This window comes from Amycolatopsis alba DSM 44262, from assembly GCF_000384215.1.
GTDB classification, from domain to species: Bacteria; Actinomycetota; Actinomycetes; order Mycobacteriales; family Pseudonocardiaceae; genus Amycolatopsis; species Amycolatopsis alba.
The window spans coordinates 9,366,614-9,382,020 of the sequence record NZ_KB913032.1; the positions used below are offsets into that span (position 1 = coordinate 9,366,614).

Consider the following 15,407-nt stretch of genomic DNA (forward strand, 5'->3'; position numbering starts at 1 on the left):
GAGCGATCGATGAGCGAAAACGTTCTCGTCCACCGGGACGGACCGGTGACGACGATCACGCTGAACCGGCCCGAAGCCCGCAACGCGGTGGACGGGCCGACCGCGGCCGCGCTGGCGGAAGCGTTCCGCGCCTTCGACGCCGACGACGGGGCCGCGGTCGCCGTCCTCACCGGTTCGGGTGACGCCTTCTGCGCCGGAGCCGATCTGAAGGCCGTCGGGACCGACCGCACCAACTCACTCGATCCGGTGCGTGACGGGCCGATGGGGCCGACGCGGATGACGCTGTCGAAGCCGGTGATCGCCGCGGTCCGCGGGCACGCCGTCGCGGGCGGTCTCGAGCTGGCGCTGTGGTGCGACCTGCGGGTCGCCGACAGTACGGCCGTCTTCGGCGTGTTCTGCCGTCGCTGGGGAGTGCCGCTGATCGACGGCGGCACGGTGCGCCTCCCCCGGCTGATCGGGCATTCGCGGGCGCTGGACCTGATCCTCACCGGCAGGCCGGTCGACGCCGACGAGGCGCTCACGATCGGGCTGGCGAACCGGGTCGTTCCCGACGGCGAGGCGACGGCGGCCGCGCAAGCCCTGGCGCGTGAACTGGCCGCGTTCCCGCAAGCCTGCCTGCGCGCGGACCGCGCGTCCGCGTACGGCCAGTTCGGGCTGACCGAAGAGGAGGCGATGCGGGCCGAGTTCTCGCGTGCGCTGACCGGCGGTGGGCTCGCCGAAGAAGCCGTCGAAGGCGCCAGCCGGTTCAGTGACGGCGCGGGGCGTCACGGCAGCTTCGGCGCCTGACAGTCCTAATGTCTGTCGGATGAACGAAACCGGAGTCGCGCTCAGACCGGTGTCCGAAGAAGACCTGCCGATGCTCGAAGCGCTCACGAACGATCCCCAGGCCGTGGGCAAGTTCGAATGGCACGGCTGGCACGACCCGCATTTCCTGCGCCGACGCTGGGCCGAGACCGGCATGCTCGCGGCGGACAACGGGATGCTGATGATCGAACTCGACGGGCGGCGGCTCGGTTTCGTCTCGTGGCACAAGACCAGGACCGGGTCGACGTCGTACTGCTGGAACGCAGGTCTCGTGCTCATTCCCGAGGCCCGAGGGCACGGCCACGGGACCGAGGCCCAGCGGCTGCTCGTCCGCTACCTCTTCGCCCACACGCAGATGAACCGGGTCGAGGCGTCGACGGAAGCGGGCAACGCCGCCGAGCAGCGCTCCCTGGCGAAGGCGGGCTTCACCAGGGAGGGCGTGCTGCGCGGCTACGGATTCCGGGACGGGGCCTGGCGCGACCACATCCTCTATTCGATGCTGCGGTCCGATCTGGAACGTCCTTAAACGATGGTGCCCGCGGCCTTGAGCCGCTCGATCCCGTCGGCGTCCACGCCCAGTTCCGCGAGGACGTCGGCGGTGTCGCCGCCCTTGGGCCGCGGCGGCTCGGGGGTCGCCGCCGGGGTGCGGTCGAACCTCGGCGCGGGCGCCGGCTGCATCATGCCGCCGACGTCGACGAACGTCCCGCGCGCGACGTTGTGCGGATGCGACGGCGCTTCACGCGGCGAAAGCACCGCCGTCAGGCACGCGTCGGTGCCCTCGGCTTTCGCGACCAGTTCGTCGCGAGTGTGCTTCGCGACGGCTTCGGCGACGATCTCGCGCAGTTTCGGCCACTCGTTCTTGTCGACGTGGACCGGGATCTGCTCGGGATCGAGGCCGAGCACCTTCACCAGGTCGCCCCAGAACCGCATCTCGATCGCGCCGATGGCGACGTACTTGCCGTCGGCGGTCTCGTAGGTGTCGTAGAACGGCGCGCCGCCGTCGAGCATGTTCTCGCCACGCCCGCCCGGCCACAGCCCGGAGTCCAGCAGCCCGTGCAGGCTGGTGGTCAGCAGCGCCGCCCCGTCCACCATGGACGCGTCGACCACCTGCCCCTTGCCGGAGGACTGGCGTTCGAACAGCGCCGCCAGCACCCCCATCGCGAGCAGGAGGCCACCGCCGCCGAAGTCGCCGACGAGGTTGAGCGGCACCACCGGCCGCTGCCCGGCGTGCCCGATGGGTTCGAGCGCGCCGGAGATGCCGATGTAGTTGATGTCGTGCCCGGCGACGGCCGCCAGCGGGCCGTCCTGGCCGTAGCCGGTCATCCGGCCGTAGACCAGCCGCGGATTGCGGGCGTGGACCTGATCCGGTCCGATGCCCATCCGTTCCGCGACGCCGGGACGGAAACCCTCGATGAGCACGTCGGCGTCGTCGGCGAGTTTCAGTACCAGTTCGACCCCCTCCGGGGTCTTGGTGTTGATCCCGATCGACCGCCTGCCCCTGGCGAGCGGATCGTTCGGGAAGCCGATGACGTCGTTGCCAGGGGTCGCCCGGTCGATCCGGACCACCTCCGCACCGAGATCGGCGAGGATCGTGCAGGCGAACGGCGCCGGGGCGAGCCCGGCCAGTTCGACGACCTTGAGCCCGCTGAGGGGGCCGGCCTTCTTCGCCACGTCTTTCCTTTCTGCGCCGGTCATCGCTCAGAGCGTGCGGGAGATGATTTCCTTCATGATCTCGCTGGTGCCGCCGAAGATCCGGGAGATCCGGATGTCGGCCCACGCGCGCGCGATCGGGTACTCGGACATGTAGCCGTAGCCGCCGAAGAGCTGCAGGCAGTCGTCGACGACCTTGTTGACCCGTTCGGTGGTCCACAGCTTCGCCATCGCCGCGCCCTGCACGTCGAGTTCCTTGCGCAGGTGCCGTTCGATGCACTGGTCGAGGTACGCGCGCGACACCGCGGCTTCGGTGGCGGCCTCGGCGAGTTTGAACTTCGTGTTCTGGAAGTGGTAGATCGGGCGGCCGAACGCCTGCCGGTCCTTGGTGTAGGCGATGGTCTGGTCGATCGCGGCCTCCATCCCGGCGACCGCGGTGACGGCGATGATCAGCCGTTCCTGCGGCAGCTGCTGCATGAGCTGGATGAAGCCGAGGCCTTCCTGGTCGCCGAGGAGGTTGGCGACGGGCACGCGGACGTCGTCGAAGTTCAGCTCCGCGGTGTCCTGGCCCTTGAGCCCGATCTTGTCGAGGACACGGCCACGGCTGAAACCGGGGGTGTCGGTCTCGACGGCGATCAGCGAGACCCCCTGCGCGCCCGCGTCCGGGTCGGTCTTCACCGCGACGACGACGAGGTCGGCGTGGAAACCGTTGGTGATGAACGTCTTCGCGCCGTTGATCACGTAGTGGTCGCCGTCGCGCACCGCGCGGGTCTTGATGCTCTGCAGGTCCGAACCCGTACCGGGCTCGGTCATCGCGACGGCGCCGACCATCTCACCGGACGCGAACTTCGGCAGCCACTCCCGCTTCTTCTCTTCGTTGGCGTACTCCAGCAGGTAGTGCGCGACGATTCCACTGTGGACGGTGACGCCCCAGGCGCTGTCGCCGGACCGTGCCTGCTCTTCGTAGAGCACGGCCTCGTGGGCGAACGTGCCGCCGCCACCGCCGTACTCCTCCGGGATGGACAGTGCCAGCAGGCCGACCTCGCCCGCTTTCGTCCACAGTTCGCGGTCGACCTTCTTCTCGGCCGCCCAGCGCTCCTGGTTCGGCGCGAGTTCCTTCTGGCAGAACGTCCGGGCGAGGTCCCGGAGGTCTTCGAGCTCCGTCGTGCTCCACGAACTCTTCTGGATCTGCAAGGGCACGGCCTACGCCTCCTGATCGGACCTGGAAAACATGACGCTTAGGATGTAAGTTCCAACCGGAATGTACATCCGTACCGAGCTGCACGTAAAGGGGGTCGGATCAGGTGAGCGTGATCGGCAGGACCCATCGCACCCAGGCCGAACGACGGGAGCAGACCCGCACCGCCCTGCTCGACGCGACCGTCGATTGCCTGGTCGACCTCGGCTACGCGCGCACCTCGGTCCAGGAGATCTGCGCCCGCGCCGGGGTCTCGAAAGGCGCCGTGCAGCATCACTTCTCCGCGAAGGCCGAACTCATGGCGGCCGCCGTCGAGCACCTGACGGAGAAGCTGCGCGGACAGCTCGCGAACTCGATCTCGGCGCTTCCCGGCGGCGCCTCGGGGGTCGCGGCGGCGATCGACCTGCTATGGGAGGGCTACTCGGGCACGCTGTCCACCGCGGCCACGGAACTGTGGGTCGCGGCGCGCACCGACCCCGAACTCCGCGCGGCGATCCGCCCGGTCGACAAGGCACTGGGCCGCTCGACGCTGGAACACATCACCGCGGTCGCCGGGGACCTGCCGAAGGAGCGCGCGGAGATCCTGTTCTGGCTGACCGTGAACCTCACCCGCGGGCTGGCACTGGACGCCGAACTCGGCGGCGATCCGAACCGGCGGCGGCAATTGCTCGACGAATGGAAGCGCGTCGCGGTGATGCTCTACGAGGACGCCGCCACGTAGCCGCGAAAAGTGCGAATTCGCAAAGGCACGGGCACCACACCTACGGAAGCATGAGAAAGAAGACAAGCCCTACCTGCGTTTACTACGCTGCATATCCGGGCAGTCACGCAGGGGAGGCGATACCGACGTGTCCTGGAACGCGGAGGAACTCACGCACCGCGCCGTCGAAATCGACGCGGAATTAGCACGGCGAAGATTTCCCGGCCGGTCCCATGACGGGCTGGCCCTGGCCGTCGTGACCGGTCAAGGCAGGCTGGTCGGCCTGTTGCTCGCGGATCACGCGACCGGAATGCCGCATCCGCAACTGGCGGGACCCGCCGTGGTGGAAGCCGTTCACGCGGCGAGAAGAGCGGCGGCGGAAACAGGTCTGACCACAATGCGGGCGGTGTTCGGCGAACAGGATCACCGGCGCCGAAGATCTCCGGAAGTCCGCGAAGACGAGGAGAGTTTCGAAGAATTCGATTTCCTGAGCGAGGAACTTCGATGAATCACGAAGACGATCTTTATCACCTCGCGAAAGAAATAGACGCGAAGGTCGCGAGGGCCAAGGACGCGTCACGGGCGGCGGCGCGGGCGCGGCGAACGTGGCAGCTGCCAGGAGAGATCGGGACGTTCACCACCACCGGAGCGGGCGAACTGGTGGACGTGTCCCTCAACGCCTCGGTGGTGAAGTCCTACTCCGCCGCGAGCCTGTCGCGGAAGCTGCTCGCGGGCATCCAGCGGGCCGAGCGGGACGGAGGGATCGCATGAGTCAGCCGCTTCCCTTCGAATCCGGGCCGGGACAGGGTTATCACGTCTATCCGGACAAGCTGCGCGCCGCGGCGGACGCGATCGACCAAGCGGCGGATCTCCTCCGCGCCTTCGCGCTCACGGATCTGGCCGACGTCCGGTTGGCACAGGCCGATCTGGGCCTGCCGGGCACCCTCACCCAGCTGATGCGCGGAGTACAGGGCGCGGGCACGGTCGACGCCTACAACCGGGCCGTGGACCAGGTCCGGGAGATCTCGGTGTCCAACTCCGCCGAACTGGGCGAACTGAGCGCCGCCCTCCATCGCGCCGCCGAACACTACGAACGACTCGATCGGCACGCCTATGACGAGCTCAAGAAGCTCGAAGGAGGAATCCGGTGACCGGCCGAACCTCGACCGAGCTCCTGTACCCCCGGAAGGCCGATCAGGAGGTCCGCTTCTACGCCGACCTGATCGGCGCGGACGGCATCCTCGAACTCCTGGACAATCTCAAGAAATTCCTGCTCGGCGATCTGCGGAAGTCCTTGGCGCTGGCGGACACCTTCGCCTCGCAGAGCAAACTCAAGACGGCGTCCGAACGCGTCACGGACACGAAACTGTCGTTGCGGACAGCCTGGCAGGGCGACGGTTTCGACCAGTTCGCGGCGTACGCCGACGAAACGACGAAAGCCCTCGATGCCGGGCAGGCGTCGCTGGGGGCGCTGACGACGATCGTGGTGAATCTTGCCACCACCATCATCGACACCTACAAGAACCTGCTCGAATTGCTGGGCAACTGCGCTTCGACCCTCGCCCAGCTCGGCGGGAAGTTCGGCGTGGTCCTCGGCTCGGCGGTCTTCCCGCCGCTGACCCCGGTGGCGATCAAGGATCTGATCGACGGCATCAATTCCGCGTTCACCACGTTCTGGCGGGACTGCAACGCCGGTCTCACCAAACTGCTCACCGACATGACGGCGTTGATCGGCGCCGGGTTCCAGCTCCGGGTCATCGAGCGGAACTTCCCCAAGATCCCGTCCGTGGGCACGAGCACGGTGGTGGTCGCCGATCCGAAGCGCTGGCGGATCAAGCCCGACGCGGACCCGGCATGAGGTACCTGGCACGACGGTACGCGGTGATCGTTCTCCTGGCGATGCTCGCCGCCGGATGCGGCAAGCCCGCCGCGGGCCCGTCGCCGGGTTCGGCCATGCACCTGGCACCGCCCATCCCGGTTCCGCTCGACAGCGCCAAGTTCATCGCCGATCCCTGCAGCGCGATCGCCGTGGAACAGGTCGAAAGCATCGGTTTCAGCGACGGCGCCCGCGACACCGGCCGTGACACCCAATGCGTTCTCGCCTTCGGCCCGGTCGTCCGGGTACAGACCTCGTGGCTGAGCCCGCTGCGGGAAACCCTCGACACCCTCTACACCGACCACGCGACCGGCAAGGACACCGGGAACCGATGGGAAGAGCTGACGATCAAGGGCTATCCGGTGGTGGTCGTCTGGGCCGAGGAGAACGTGCCCGGCCGTCAGGACAAGGGACCGCTCGCCTGCCGGCTGGCACTCGGACTGGACGAACGGACCTTGATGTACGTCGGCACCAACGTCGACGAACGCGCGGAGGCGGGCCCGTGGCAGTACGACCCTTGCGGTGCGGCCAAGAAGATCACGGAGTTCGTCATCGAGAACCTTCGCTCGTAGCACGCGCGAAAGCCGTTGACCAGAGCACAGGTGACACTTATCTCGACGGCCGATCCGTGATGGAATTCCTTGCTGGAGAACAAAACCGGCGGAGGAGCCGACCATGAGCGCGCCGCAGCAGCAGCCGTACCAACCGACTGGCCCGTTCGGCGCAATGCAGCCCGTCCAAACTCCCGTCGCGGCCCCACCGCCGCCGTCCGACTCACGGCTCCCCCGGCTGTTCGCCGCGATGATGGGCGTCTTCGCCGGTCTGCTGGTACTCGTCGCGACCTTTCTTCCGCAGTCGACGTACGAACAGCTCTCCGAAGGCAAGTCGGTGACGAAGTTCGCCGAGACCGGCTGGACACGGAGCTTCGACATCGAACCGTCGGCGGAGGAGAAAGAGTTCTACGACAAGACCCATGTCGCCCGCTACGGCATCCCGCTGTCCGCCGCCGCGCTGACCCTGTTCGCCGGGGCCGCGGTGGGCTTCGCCTCGTACCGGCGCAGTTCGACCTCGCCCGCCGCGACGACGGCGAGGACGCTGCTGGTCGCCGGCGGGGCGGGGACCGCGATCGGCGTCTGGATGCTCGGCATGGACATCTCGGCGAGCCTGAGCTTCGGGCAGGACACCGGCCGTTTCGTCTCGCGCTACGGGACCGGGAGCGGGTTCTGGATCCTGCTCGCCGGCGGGCTCGTGGCGTTGCTCACCATCGGGCTGGCGATCGTGGCCAACCGCCGTGAACCGGCGGCGCCCCGGCAGGTCCCTTACCCGGCCACCTTCACCCCTTACGCGCCCGGCGTCCCCCAGCAGCACTATCCGCCGCAACCGCAGGCCTACGAGCCGCCCGCACCGCCGACGCCGCCAGCGGGCTCGGCGTTGCAGCAGCAGGACATCCTGCGCCCGTCGCCCGACAATCCGCCACAACCCGGCAATATGTGAAAACTATTCACATCAGCGGTGGACAGTCTCCATACCGGCAGTATGCTGTACTCGTCGGTAACACCTGGGCTCTGCGTGGCGCCTCCCGGCTCCACGCGGCATGGAACGGAGACGGCATGACGAGCACGGCACCGGCGAGCGCGGGCCACCACACCGAAGAACCGGCCACCATCGGCGGCGTCCCCGGCGCCCCGGCCATGGCGAGGGCGGACCGGCTCGTGCGGCGGGTCGTGGGTGGCGAGAACACCACCGTCTCCGCGCAGGTCCAGATGCGCGCGCCCTTCACCGGGCGGCCGATCGCGACGCTGCCCCAGGCCACCGACGCCGACGTCCGTGCCGTGTTCGGCCAGGCGCGGGAAGCGCAGCGCTCGTGGGCCGACCGGCCGGTCGAAGACCGCCAGCGCATCCTGATCCGCCTCCACGACCTGGTCCTGAAGCGTCAGGAAGAAGCGCTCGACCTCGTGCAGATCGAGGCGGGCAAGGCCCGGATGGACGCCTTCGACGAGGTCAGTGCCACCGCGCTCGTCGCCGCCTACTACGGCAAGCACAGCGCGAAGATCCTTTCGCCACGCCGCGCCGCCGGGCTGATCCCGGTGCTGACGAAGGTCGGCGAGCTCCGGCACCCCAAGGGTGTCGTCGGGATCATCTCGCCGTGGAACTACCCGCTCGCGCTGACCGCGATGGACGTCCTGCCCGCGCTCGCGGCGGGCAACGCCGTCGTGCAGAAACCGGACAACCAGACCGCGCTCTCGGCGCTGTGGCTGCAGGAGCTCGCCGAGGAGGCCGGGCTGCCCGCCGGTGTATGGCAGATCGTGCTCGGCCGGGGTTCACGGATCGGCGACGCGCTGGTCGAGGAGTCGGACTATCTCTGCTTCACCGGATCCACGCCCACGGGCAAGGGCCTGGCCGCGAGGGTGGCGGAGCGGCTGACGAGCTACTCGCTGGAACTCGGCGGCAAGAACCCGATGATCGTGCTGCCCGACGCCGACATCGCCAAGACCGCCGCGGGCGCGGTGACCGCGTGCTTCTCCTCCGCGGGCCAGCTGTGCGTTTCGGTCGAGCGGATCTACGTCCACGAGTCGATCCGCGAGGAGTTCACGCGGGCCTTCGTCGCGAAGACGGCCGCGCTGCGGCTCGGGGGCGCGCTGGACTACCAGGCACAGATGGGTTCCCTGACCTCGGAAGACCAGCTGGCGACGGTGTCGGCGCATGTCGAGGACGCCCGCTCCAAGGGCGCGAAAGTGCTCACCGGCGGCAAGGCCCGGCCAGACCTCGGCCCGCTGTTCTACGAGCCGACCGTGCTCACCGACGTCACCGAGGACGTCAAGCTGTTCGCCGAGGAGACCTTCGGGCCGGTCGTGTCGATCTACGGCTACACCGACGTCACCGAGGCGATCGACCGCGCGAACGACACGAAGTTCGGGCTGAACGCGAGCGTCTGGTCGCGCAACGGCCGGGCAGGCTGGGAGGTCGCGGCGCGGCTGAAAGCGGGGACCGTCAACGTCAACGAGGGCTTCGCAGCGACCTTCGGGACCGTGGGGCTGCCGATGGGCGGGATGAAGGAATCCGGTGTCGGACGGCGCAACGGCGTCGAAGGGCTGCTCAAGTACACCGAGGCCCAGGCGATCGCGGTGCAGCGCGGGATGCCGCTGCGCCCCGGTCGCGGAATCCCCCCGAAGCTGTGGGCGAAGAGCCTGAGCGTGAGCCTCAAGGCGCTTCGCCGCCTCCCCCGCCGCTGACGAAACGCGTCAGGAGGACGAGGTGGGCGCTGCCAGCAGGCCACGGTCGTAGGCGATCGCGACGGCCTCGGCCCGGCGGCTCGCACCGAGCTTGGCCATCACGCGCGAAAGATGGACGCTCACCGTCTTCTCGCTGATGTACAGCTCTTCGCCGACCTGCCGGTTCGTCCGGCCGAGCGCGACGCGCTCCAGCACGTCGCGCTCGCGGTCGGTGAGCGGGTCGACGACGTCACGACGGGGTGCCGCGGGCTCTCCCGGCAGCTCGACGCGTGCCCGGTGACCGAGTTCCCGGACGGCTTCGCGCAGCGGGCAGGCGCCCAGCCGATCGGCCACCTCGTGCGCGGCCAGCAGTTCCGACGCGGCGAGCGCGGTGTCGCCGTCCGATGCGAACAGGGCCTTCGCGTGCTGCAGGCGGCACATGGCCTGCTCGTACACGGCGCCGTAGCCGAACGCTTCGACCGCCTTCGCCCACAACGCCGGGTCACCCGCGCCGCGAAGGCAGCTGCCGAGCGCCTCAAGCCGGGTGAGCCACGCCAGCGCCTCCGGCCCCAGCGTCACCGAACGCGGGACGCCGTGTTCGGCGCAATAGCGTCCGTGGGCGAGCAGCTTCTCCCCCGACGCCACGGCGGCCTCGACGGTCGCCAGATCCCCGCGCACCCTGGCTTCGGCGGCCTGCGCGACGGCGGCCGCGAGACCGTGCACGCTGATCCTGATCCCGCCGAGAACCGCGGGCTCGACACTTTCGAGCCAGTCGATCAGCCCCTGTGCCTCCCGCACCGCACCCGCGTGGTCCCCCCGCCACGAGGCGAGCTGGATGGCGGCGTCCGCCGACGCGAGCGCGATCGAGTAGTCGGTGCTCCAGTGCTGCCGCAGGCTGGGCAGGATCTTGTCCGCGTCCGCGAACCGGCCCCGGCCGACGACGAACTGCGCCCAGATGCCCAGGAACCGCCCGGCGACGACGCTCGAAACGCCACGGGCCGCCCGGCCCGCGTCGTCGTCTTCCGGCCAGTCCCCGCTGACGTACCGCAGCTGGAGATGTTTGGTCCGCAGCTCGATCCCGAACGAACTCCAGGTCAGCCCGGTCTCCTTGGCCCGGCTGATGCCCTTGGCGTAGTACTTCAGCGCGGAGCCGATCTCGGCCCTGTCGTCGTAGCTCAGCCCGAGGAAGTGCAGCGCCCGCAGTTCGCCGTTGAGGGCGCCGGAATCCCTGGCCTTCCGCTCGGCCTGGCGCAACCGCTCCCGCGCCTCCTCGACGTCGCCCGCCGAGTCGGCCAGCGTCCCGAGTGAGACCAGCGCGGCCGCCTCCGCCCCGCCCGCTCCGACGGCCCTCGCGTCGGCGACGGCGGCCAGCGCGCACTGCAGCGCCTCTTCGTGCCTGTCGATCAGCCGCAGGATCCCCGCCCTCGTGGCGAGCACCCAGGCCCGCGCGGAACTCGCCTCGGTGTGTTCGACCAGTTCCCAGGCCTTGTCGATCGCCTCGACGACCTCGTCCAGCGTGCCGTCGACCGAAAGCAGCGCCTCCGCGTGCCGCCGCCAGACCTTGGCGGATCGCTCGTTGCCGGTTTCCGGGCCGAGCGCCTCGGTCGCGGACCGTGAATAGGCGACCGCCCGTTCCGGCTCGCCGGACGTGCTCGCGAAATAGGAGGCCTCGTGCAGCAGGTTGAGCTCGTCGATGTCCGAGGGCCGGTCCTGCTCCGGCACGGCGTCCCAAATGGACAGTGCCTGCTCGACGTGCCGCAGCGCGGCACCGGGAGCGCCGAGTTTCTCGGCCTCGACGATCGCGCGCAGCAACGCGGCCAGCGCGGTGACGAAATCCTTGCTCTCCAGGCTGTGGTGCGCGAGGCGGGCGTCCTGGCCGCGGCCCTGGGTCCGGGTGCGGATCCGGGTCGCGTAGGCCGCGTGCATGCGCACCCGCTCCCCCGGCAGCAGATCGCCGTACACCGCTTCCTGCAGCAGCGCGTGGCGGAAGGTGTAGAAACCGTTCTCGATCACCAGCACGTGATGCTGCACCGCTTCGCGCAGTGCCTCGTCGAGTTCGAGTTCGTCCAGCCCGGAGATCTCGGCGAGGGCGGCGTGCGCCACCGAGTCCCTGGCGACCGAGACCACCCGCAGGATCCGGCGGGTGATCGGCGAAAGCTGCTCCACGCGGGCGAGAAGCACCTCGGCCAGCCCGGCGGGCAGCTCGCGGCAGTCCTTCGCGGACGCGAGCAGCTCCTCGACGAAGAACGGATTGCCCTCGGACCGGGAGACGATGTCGGCGATCAGGTCCTGGCCGATCGGCTCGTCGGCCAGTGCCTCGACGAACGCGCGCGCGTCCTCGGCGCCGAACGGCTTGACCTCGACACGTTCGACCGCGCCGAGCCGCACCACCTCCGAGAGCAGGGCCCGCAGCGGATGCCGCCGGTGGACGTCCTCCTCGCGATAGCTCGCCACCACCAGCAGCCGCTGGGTGCGCAGCCTCGTCAGCAGGAAGGACAGCAGGTTCCGGGTCGAGCCGTCGGCCCAGTGCAGATCCTCCAGCAGGATCACCACGGGCCGGCGCTGCGCGATGACGGTCAGCACCCCCAGTACCGCGTCGAACAGCTGGAGCTGGCCGAGGTCCTGTTCGGGCCCGAGCCGTTGCGTCGACACCTGTTCGCTCGCGGTGAGCTGACCGTCTTCGATGGCGGGGTACTCCTCCGCCTGCTGCATCTGCGGGAGCAGCCTGCCCAGCGCCGGCCGGGCCCGGACCGCGGCGGTGACCGCGGGATCGGACGTCGTCGCCAGCGGCGCCAGGGCCTCGGCGAACGGAAGATAAGGAAGACCGCCGTCGCGGACGTCGATACAGCGCCCTGTCAGCACCAGGGCGCCCGCGCCTGCGGTGAACTCGCCGAGCGCGGTCAGGAGACGGGTCTTGCCGACGCCGGCATCACCGGAGAGCAGCACCGCGCCTGCCTCGGCCCGTTCTGCACGGGCGAAGGCGGCGCGGAGCTGCCGCATCTCCTGAGTGCGGGCGACGATCGGGATTCCGGAGCCAAGACGGGGCACGAGGTGCATTCTTGCCTACCGGGCCGACAACTTCGCCTGGGTTTTGGCCGAGAGCTTCATCGCACTCGACCTCTACCGGGTGATCTCGCCGCTGCGGGCGGGCAGCTGCCCGGCCTCGCGGCGCTGCTGAGCGGGCACCTGGACCTCGGCGCGGTGCGCGCGGATCCGCTTGCCCGCCCGGCGGGCCCTGTCGACCCATACGCTGCGACCCGCTCGCTGCAGCTCCTCCCGGCGGTACTCGATTTCGGCCAGCACTCCGGTGAGCAGAGCGTCGTTCGTGTTCATCATTTCCCCTTAGGAACTCACTGCCTCGTTGGTAGTGATGAGATTCGTCCTGAGGGGTGCCCTGAGGCATCGGGTGATCACCTACACCCGGACGTGATTCGACCCCTTACGCCGGCCCATCCCCTGCTCGGGGGGCGTAAGGGGTCGAATCTCAGTGTCTCTAGTCGTGTGCCGGGCCACTCGGGCGCACCGCGCCGAGCAGCCCCCGCCAAGCGTGCGGCGACAGGCGGAAGGCACCTCCCTCGGGATCCTTGGAATCCCTCAGGGCGGCACCGGAACCGGTGAAGGCGACCTCGACGCAGTCGTTGCCGCCGCCACTGTGGCTGCTCTTGAACCACTGGGCCTGGGAAAGATCATCGTTGGGCGTCATGCTCCCCACTCCTTACTCGTTTCCGGGGACTTTCTCCGGCAGGGCCGCCTGTTCGGCGAACCTCCCGGCTGCCTCGGCGATCAGCTCGACCGAGTCGTCCGGCTTCAACGCGGCGGCACGGAGATGGTCGAACATCAACGCGTATCGCCGGACGTCCGGGGGTTCCTCCAGATAGAGCCCAGTGGAGGTGCTGTCGACGTAGACCACGTCGGTGTCGGCCAGTTCGGGGAAGCCCATGACGAGGAACGGACCCTCCATTCCGGGATGGGCACCCGCGCCGAACGGCACGATCTGGACGGTCACGTTCGCCCGCGCGGCCATCGTGACCATCCGGTACAGCTGTTCCGCCATCACCTCGGCCCCGTCGACCGTGCGATGCAGGACGGCCTCGTCCATCACCGCCCAGTACTCCGGGGGCGAGGGGTCGGTCAGCAGCTCCTGCCGCGCCATCCGCGCCGCCACCCGGCGCCGGATCTCGGCCTCCTCGGCGTCGGGCCGCATCGCCCTGATCACGGCCCTGGCGTAACGCTCGGTCTGCAGGAGCCCCGGCACCAGCAGCGCCTGGAAGGCCCGCAGCGAACTCGCGTCCGCCTCCAAACCGACGAAGGTGCCGGTGAACACCTCGTTGTACGCGTGCCACCAGCCGCGTTTGCGGGCTTCCCTGGCCAGCTGGACGAGCGCCTCCTGCTCGTCACCCGCGATGCCGTACAGCTCGAGCATGTCGCGCGCGTCGCGCGGGGTGACCCCGACGTGCCCGGTCTCGATGCGGCTGACCTTCGACGCCGAGCATTCGAGTTTCTCGCTCACCTCGTCGATCGTGAGGTCGGCCGCTTCGCGCAACCGCCTCAATTCGCTCGCCAGCCGCCGGCGGCGCACAGTGGGTCCCTGACCCCTCGTCATCACGGCACCTCCACAAGCTGTCCGAGCAACACCGATCACGACGCGGCGAGGAGAACAGTGTTCAGTTACCCCGCCGAAGCACATCTAACCAGCCCGCGACACATTCGGTGAGATGGTCACACGTCCATTTTTCCGGCACGCCCGGACTTTCATCCTGCAATTTGCAGATTGCCGTTGTAGGTTGAGCATTGTGCAACGCGGTACGCCCGCCTTCATCGGCGATGGCGGATCCGCTCGCGGCACGGGCGCGGGGCCGCGAGCTGCACCGATGGGCTTCCGCGAGGATACCCGTCGAAGCCGGATTCACCCCCGGTGCAGGGCCGGAGCCGTCCCCCGATCGGTTCCGGCCCTCCCTTTATTCCGAGCCATTCCGTAATGCTCTGATCTCAGATGTTATTGCATTTCGCCATTCCCTCTAAAGAGTGGACAAGGCGCTTCTCGGATGCGGAACGTCACCGTTCACACCACTCGGAGAAGGCCTTCCTGCACAACGGTGGCGATATGCGTTCCGTCCGCGGCGAAGAACCGGCCGGTGGCCAGACCGCGGGCGCCCGACGCCGTCGGCGACGCGCTGTCGTAGAGGAACCATTCGTCGGCCCGGAACGGGCGGTGGAACCACAGCGCGTGGTCGAGGCTCGCGCCGATCACCTTGTCGAGGTCCCAGTAGACGCCGTGGCGCGCGAGGACCGAGTCCAGGAGCGTCATGTCGGAGGCGTAGGTCAGGACGCAGACGTGCAGCAGCTGCTGGTCCGGGAGCTTGCCGTCGGCCCGCATCCAGACCTGGTTGCGGGCGGGCAGCTCACCGGACTTCCTGGTCACCCACGGCGGGTCGTTGACGTAGCGCAGGTCGATCGGGCGCGGCCGGTCGTGGTGGCCGATGAAGTAGCCCTCGGCCCGCTCTTGCAACGTCGGGAGCGACTCGGGGTCCGGGACGTCCGGCATGCCCTCGGAATGCTCGATGCCGCCCTCGTCCTTCTGGAAGGACGCGGACAGCGAGAAGATCGCCTTGCCGTGCTGGATGCCCACGACGCGGCGGGTGGTGAACGAGCGGCCGTCGCGGATGCGGTCGACCTCGTAGACGATCGGGACGCTCGGGTCGCCGCCGCGGATGAAGTACGCGTGCAGCGAGTGGACCTTCCGCTCCTCGGGGACGGTGCGGCCGGCGGCGACCAGTGCCTGCCCCGCGACCTGCCCGCCGAACACCCGCACCGGCGAATGCGCCGGCGAGACACCGCGGAAGATGTTCTCCTCGATCTTCTCCAAGTCCAGCAGGGCGACCAGCTTGTCGAGCACCGGCTGACCGCCGACGCCGCCGGTGCTGTCGAAACCGGCCGCGGCTTCCCTGGCCATCTCAGTCATGCCCT

The 15,407-nt window shown here is 69.1% G+C and carries 17 protein-coding genes; 10 read left to right on the forward strand and 7 right to left on the reverse strand.

The features are described 5' to 3' along the window. The first annotated feature begins 9 nt into the window (after positions 1-9). Complete coding sequence (locus tag AMYAL_RS0143155) at positions 10-786, forward strand: crotonase/enoyl-CoA hydratase family protein (protein ID WP_020637528.1); 777 nt, start codon at positions 10-12, stop codon at positions 784-786. 19 nt (positions 787-805) lie between these two features. Beyond that, entirely contained in the window at positions 806-1,330 is a 525-nt protein-coding gene (locus AMYAL_RS0143160; RefSeq protein ID WP_020637529.1) for a GNAT family N-acetyltransferase, read from the forward strand. Here AMYAL_RS0143160 and AMYAL_RS0143165 read toward each other — a convergent pair. Both AMYAL_RS0143165 and AMYAL_RS0143170 read right to left on the reverse strand, forming a co-directional pair. After that, a complete protein-coding gene (locus tag AMYAL_RS0143165; protein ID WP_020637530.1) occupies positions 1,327-2,499 on the reverse strand; it encodes a CaiB/BaiF CoA transferase family protein in 1,173 nt (390 codons plus the stop codon). The two genes, AMYAL_RS0143160 and AMYAL_RS0143165, sit on opposite strands and share 4 nt — an antisense overlap. 3 nt (positions 2,500-2,502) lie before the next feature. Next, on the reverse strand, positions 2,503-3,654 hold the full coding sequence (locus tag AMYAL_RS0143170) for an acyl-CoA dehydrogenase family protein (RefSeq protein ID WP_020637531.1): 1,152 nt from the start codon (positions 3,652-3,654) through the stop codon (positions 2,503-2,505). A 110-nt stretch (positions 3,655-3,764) separates the two neighbouring features. Between AMYAL_RS0143170 and AMYAL_RS0143175 the strand changes: the two genes are divergently transcribed. The 8 genes from AMYAL_RS0143175 to AMYAL_RS0143210 all read left to right on the forward strand — a co-directional run bounded on the left by AMYAL_RS0143175 (position 3,765) and on the right by AMYAL_RS0143210 (position 9,461). Beyond that, positions 3,765-4,373: a TetR/AcrR family transcriptional regulator gene (locus AMYAL_RS0143175; protein WP_093976538.1), complete on the forward strand. Its 609-nt coding sequence runs from the start codon at positions 3,765-3,767 to the stop codon at positions 4,371-4,373. A 127-nt stretch (positions 4,374-4,500) separates the two neighbouring features. After that, the gene (locus tag AMYAL_RS47500) at positions 4,501-4,860 is read left to right on the forward strand and encodes a YbaB/EbfC family nucleoid-associated protein (protein WP_020637533.1); all 360 of its coding nucleotides are present in this window, start codon (positions 4,501-4,503) and stop codon (positions 4,858-4,860) included. Beyond that, positions 4,857-5,123 (forward strand): hypothetical protein, encoded by a 267-nt coding sequence (locus AMYAL_RS0143185; protein WP_020637534.1) that lies wholly within the window; start codon positions 4,857-4,859, stop codon positions 5,121-5,123. Before AMYAL_RS47500 ends, AMYAL_RS0143185 begins: the two co-directional genes overlap by 4 nt. Beyond that, positions 5,120-5,503 carry a hypothetical protein gene (locus AMYAL_RS0143190; protein WP_020637535.1) on the forward strand — a complete coding sequence of 128 codons (384 nt, stop codon included), beginning with the start codon at positions 5,120-5,122 and terminating at the stop codon, positions 5,501-5,503. Before AMYAL_RS0143185 ends, AMYAL_RS0143190 begins: the two co-directional genes overlap by 4 nt. Next, entirely contained in the window at positions 5,500-6,210 is a 711-nt protein-coding gene (locus AMYAL_RS0143195; RefSeq protein WP_020637536.1) for a hypothetical protein, read from the forward strand. Before AMYAL_RS0143190 ends, AMYAL_RS0143195 begins: the two co-directional genes overlap by 4 nt. Then, positions 6,207-6,800, forward strand: coding sequence for a DUF3558 domain-containing protein (locus AMYAL_RS0143200; RefSeq protein WP_020637537.1), 594 nt, complete (start codon positions 6,207-6,209; stop codon positions 6,798-6,800). The genes AMYAL_RS0143195 and AMYAL_RS0143200 overlap by 4 nt, the downstream gene beginning before the upstream one ends. A gap of 103 nt (positions 6,801-6,903) precedes the next feature. Continuing rightward, entirely contained in the window at positions 6,904-7,722 is an 819-nt protein-coding gene (locus tag AMYAL_RS0143205; RefSeq protein WP_020637538.1) for a hypothetical protein, read from the forward strand. Positions 7,723-7,838: 116 nt separating this feature from the next. Continuing rightward, a complete protein-coding gene (locus AMYAL_RS0143210; RefSeq protein ID WP_020637539.1) occupies positions 7,839-9,461 on the forward strand; it encodes a succinic semialdehyde dehydrogenase in 1,623 nt (540 codons plus the stop codon). Between the two features lie 9 nt (positions 9,462-9,470). On the opposite strand, the gene AMYAL_RS0143215 is transcribed toward AMYAL_RS0143210, so the two are convergent. The 5 genes from AMYAL_RS0143215 to AMYAL_RS0143235 form a co-directional block, all read right to left on the reverse strand. Next, complete coding sequence (locus AMYAL_RS0143215) at positions 9,471-12,497, reverse strand: helix-turn-helix transcriptional regulator (protein WP_020637540.1); 3,027 nt, start codon at positions 12,495-12,497, stop codon at positions 9,471-9,473. A 63-nt stretch (positions 12,498-12,560) separates the two neighbouring features. Continuing rightward, complete coding sequence (locus tag AMYAL_RS0143220; protein WP_020637541.1) at positions 12,561-12,773, reverse strand: hypothetical protein; 213 nt, start codon at positions 12,771-12,773, stop codon at positions 12,561-12,563. Between the two features lie 160 nt (positions 12,774-12,933). Continuing rightward, entirely contained in the window at positions 12,934-13,143 is a 210-nt protein-coding gene (locus tag AMYAL_RS0143225; RefSeq protein WP_020637542.1) for a DUF397 domain-containing protein, read from the reverse strand. A gap of 12 nt (positions 13,144-13,155) precedes the next feature. After that, the gene (locus AMYAL_RS0143230) at positions 13,156-14,043 is read right to left on the reverse strand and encodes a helix-turn-helix domain-containing protein (protein ID WP_026467931.1); all 888 of its coding nucleotides are present in this window, start codon (positions 14,041-14,043) and stop codon (positions 13,156-13,158) included. Positions 14,044-14,502: 459 nt separating this feature from the next. Then, a complete protein-coding gene (locus AMYAL_RS0143235) occupies positions 14,503-15,402 on the reverse strand; it encodes an acyl-CoA thioesterase (RefSeq protein WP_020637544.1) in 900 nt (299 codons plus the stop codon). Positions 15,403-15,407 lie beyond the last annotated feature (5 nt).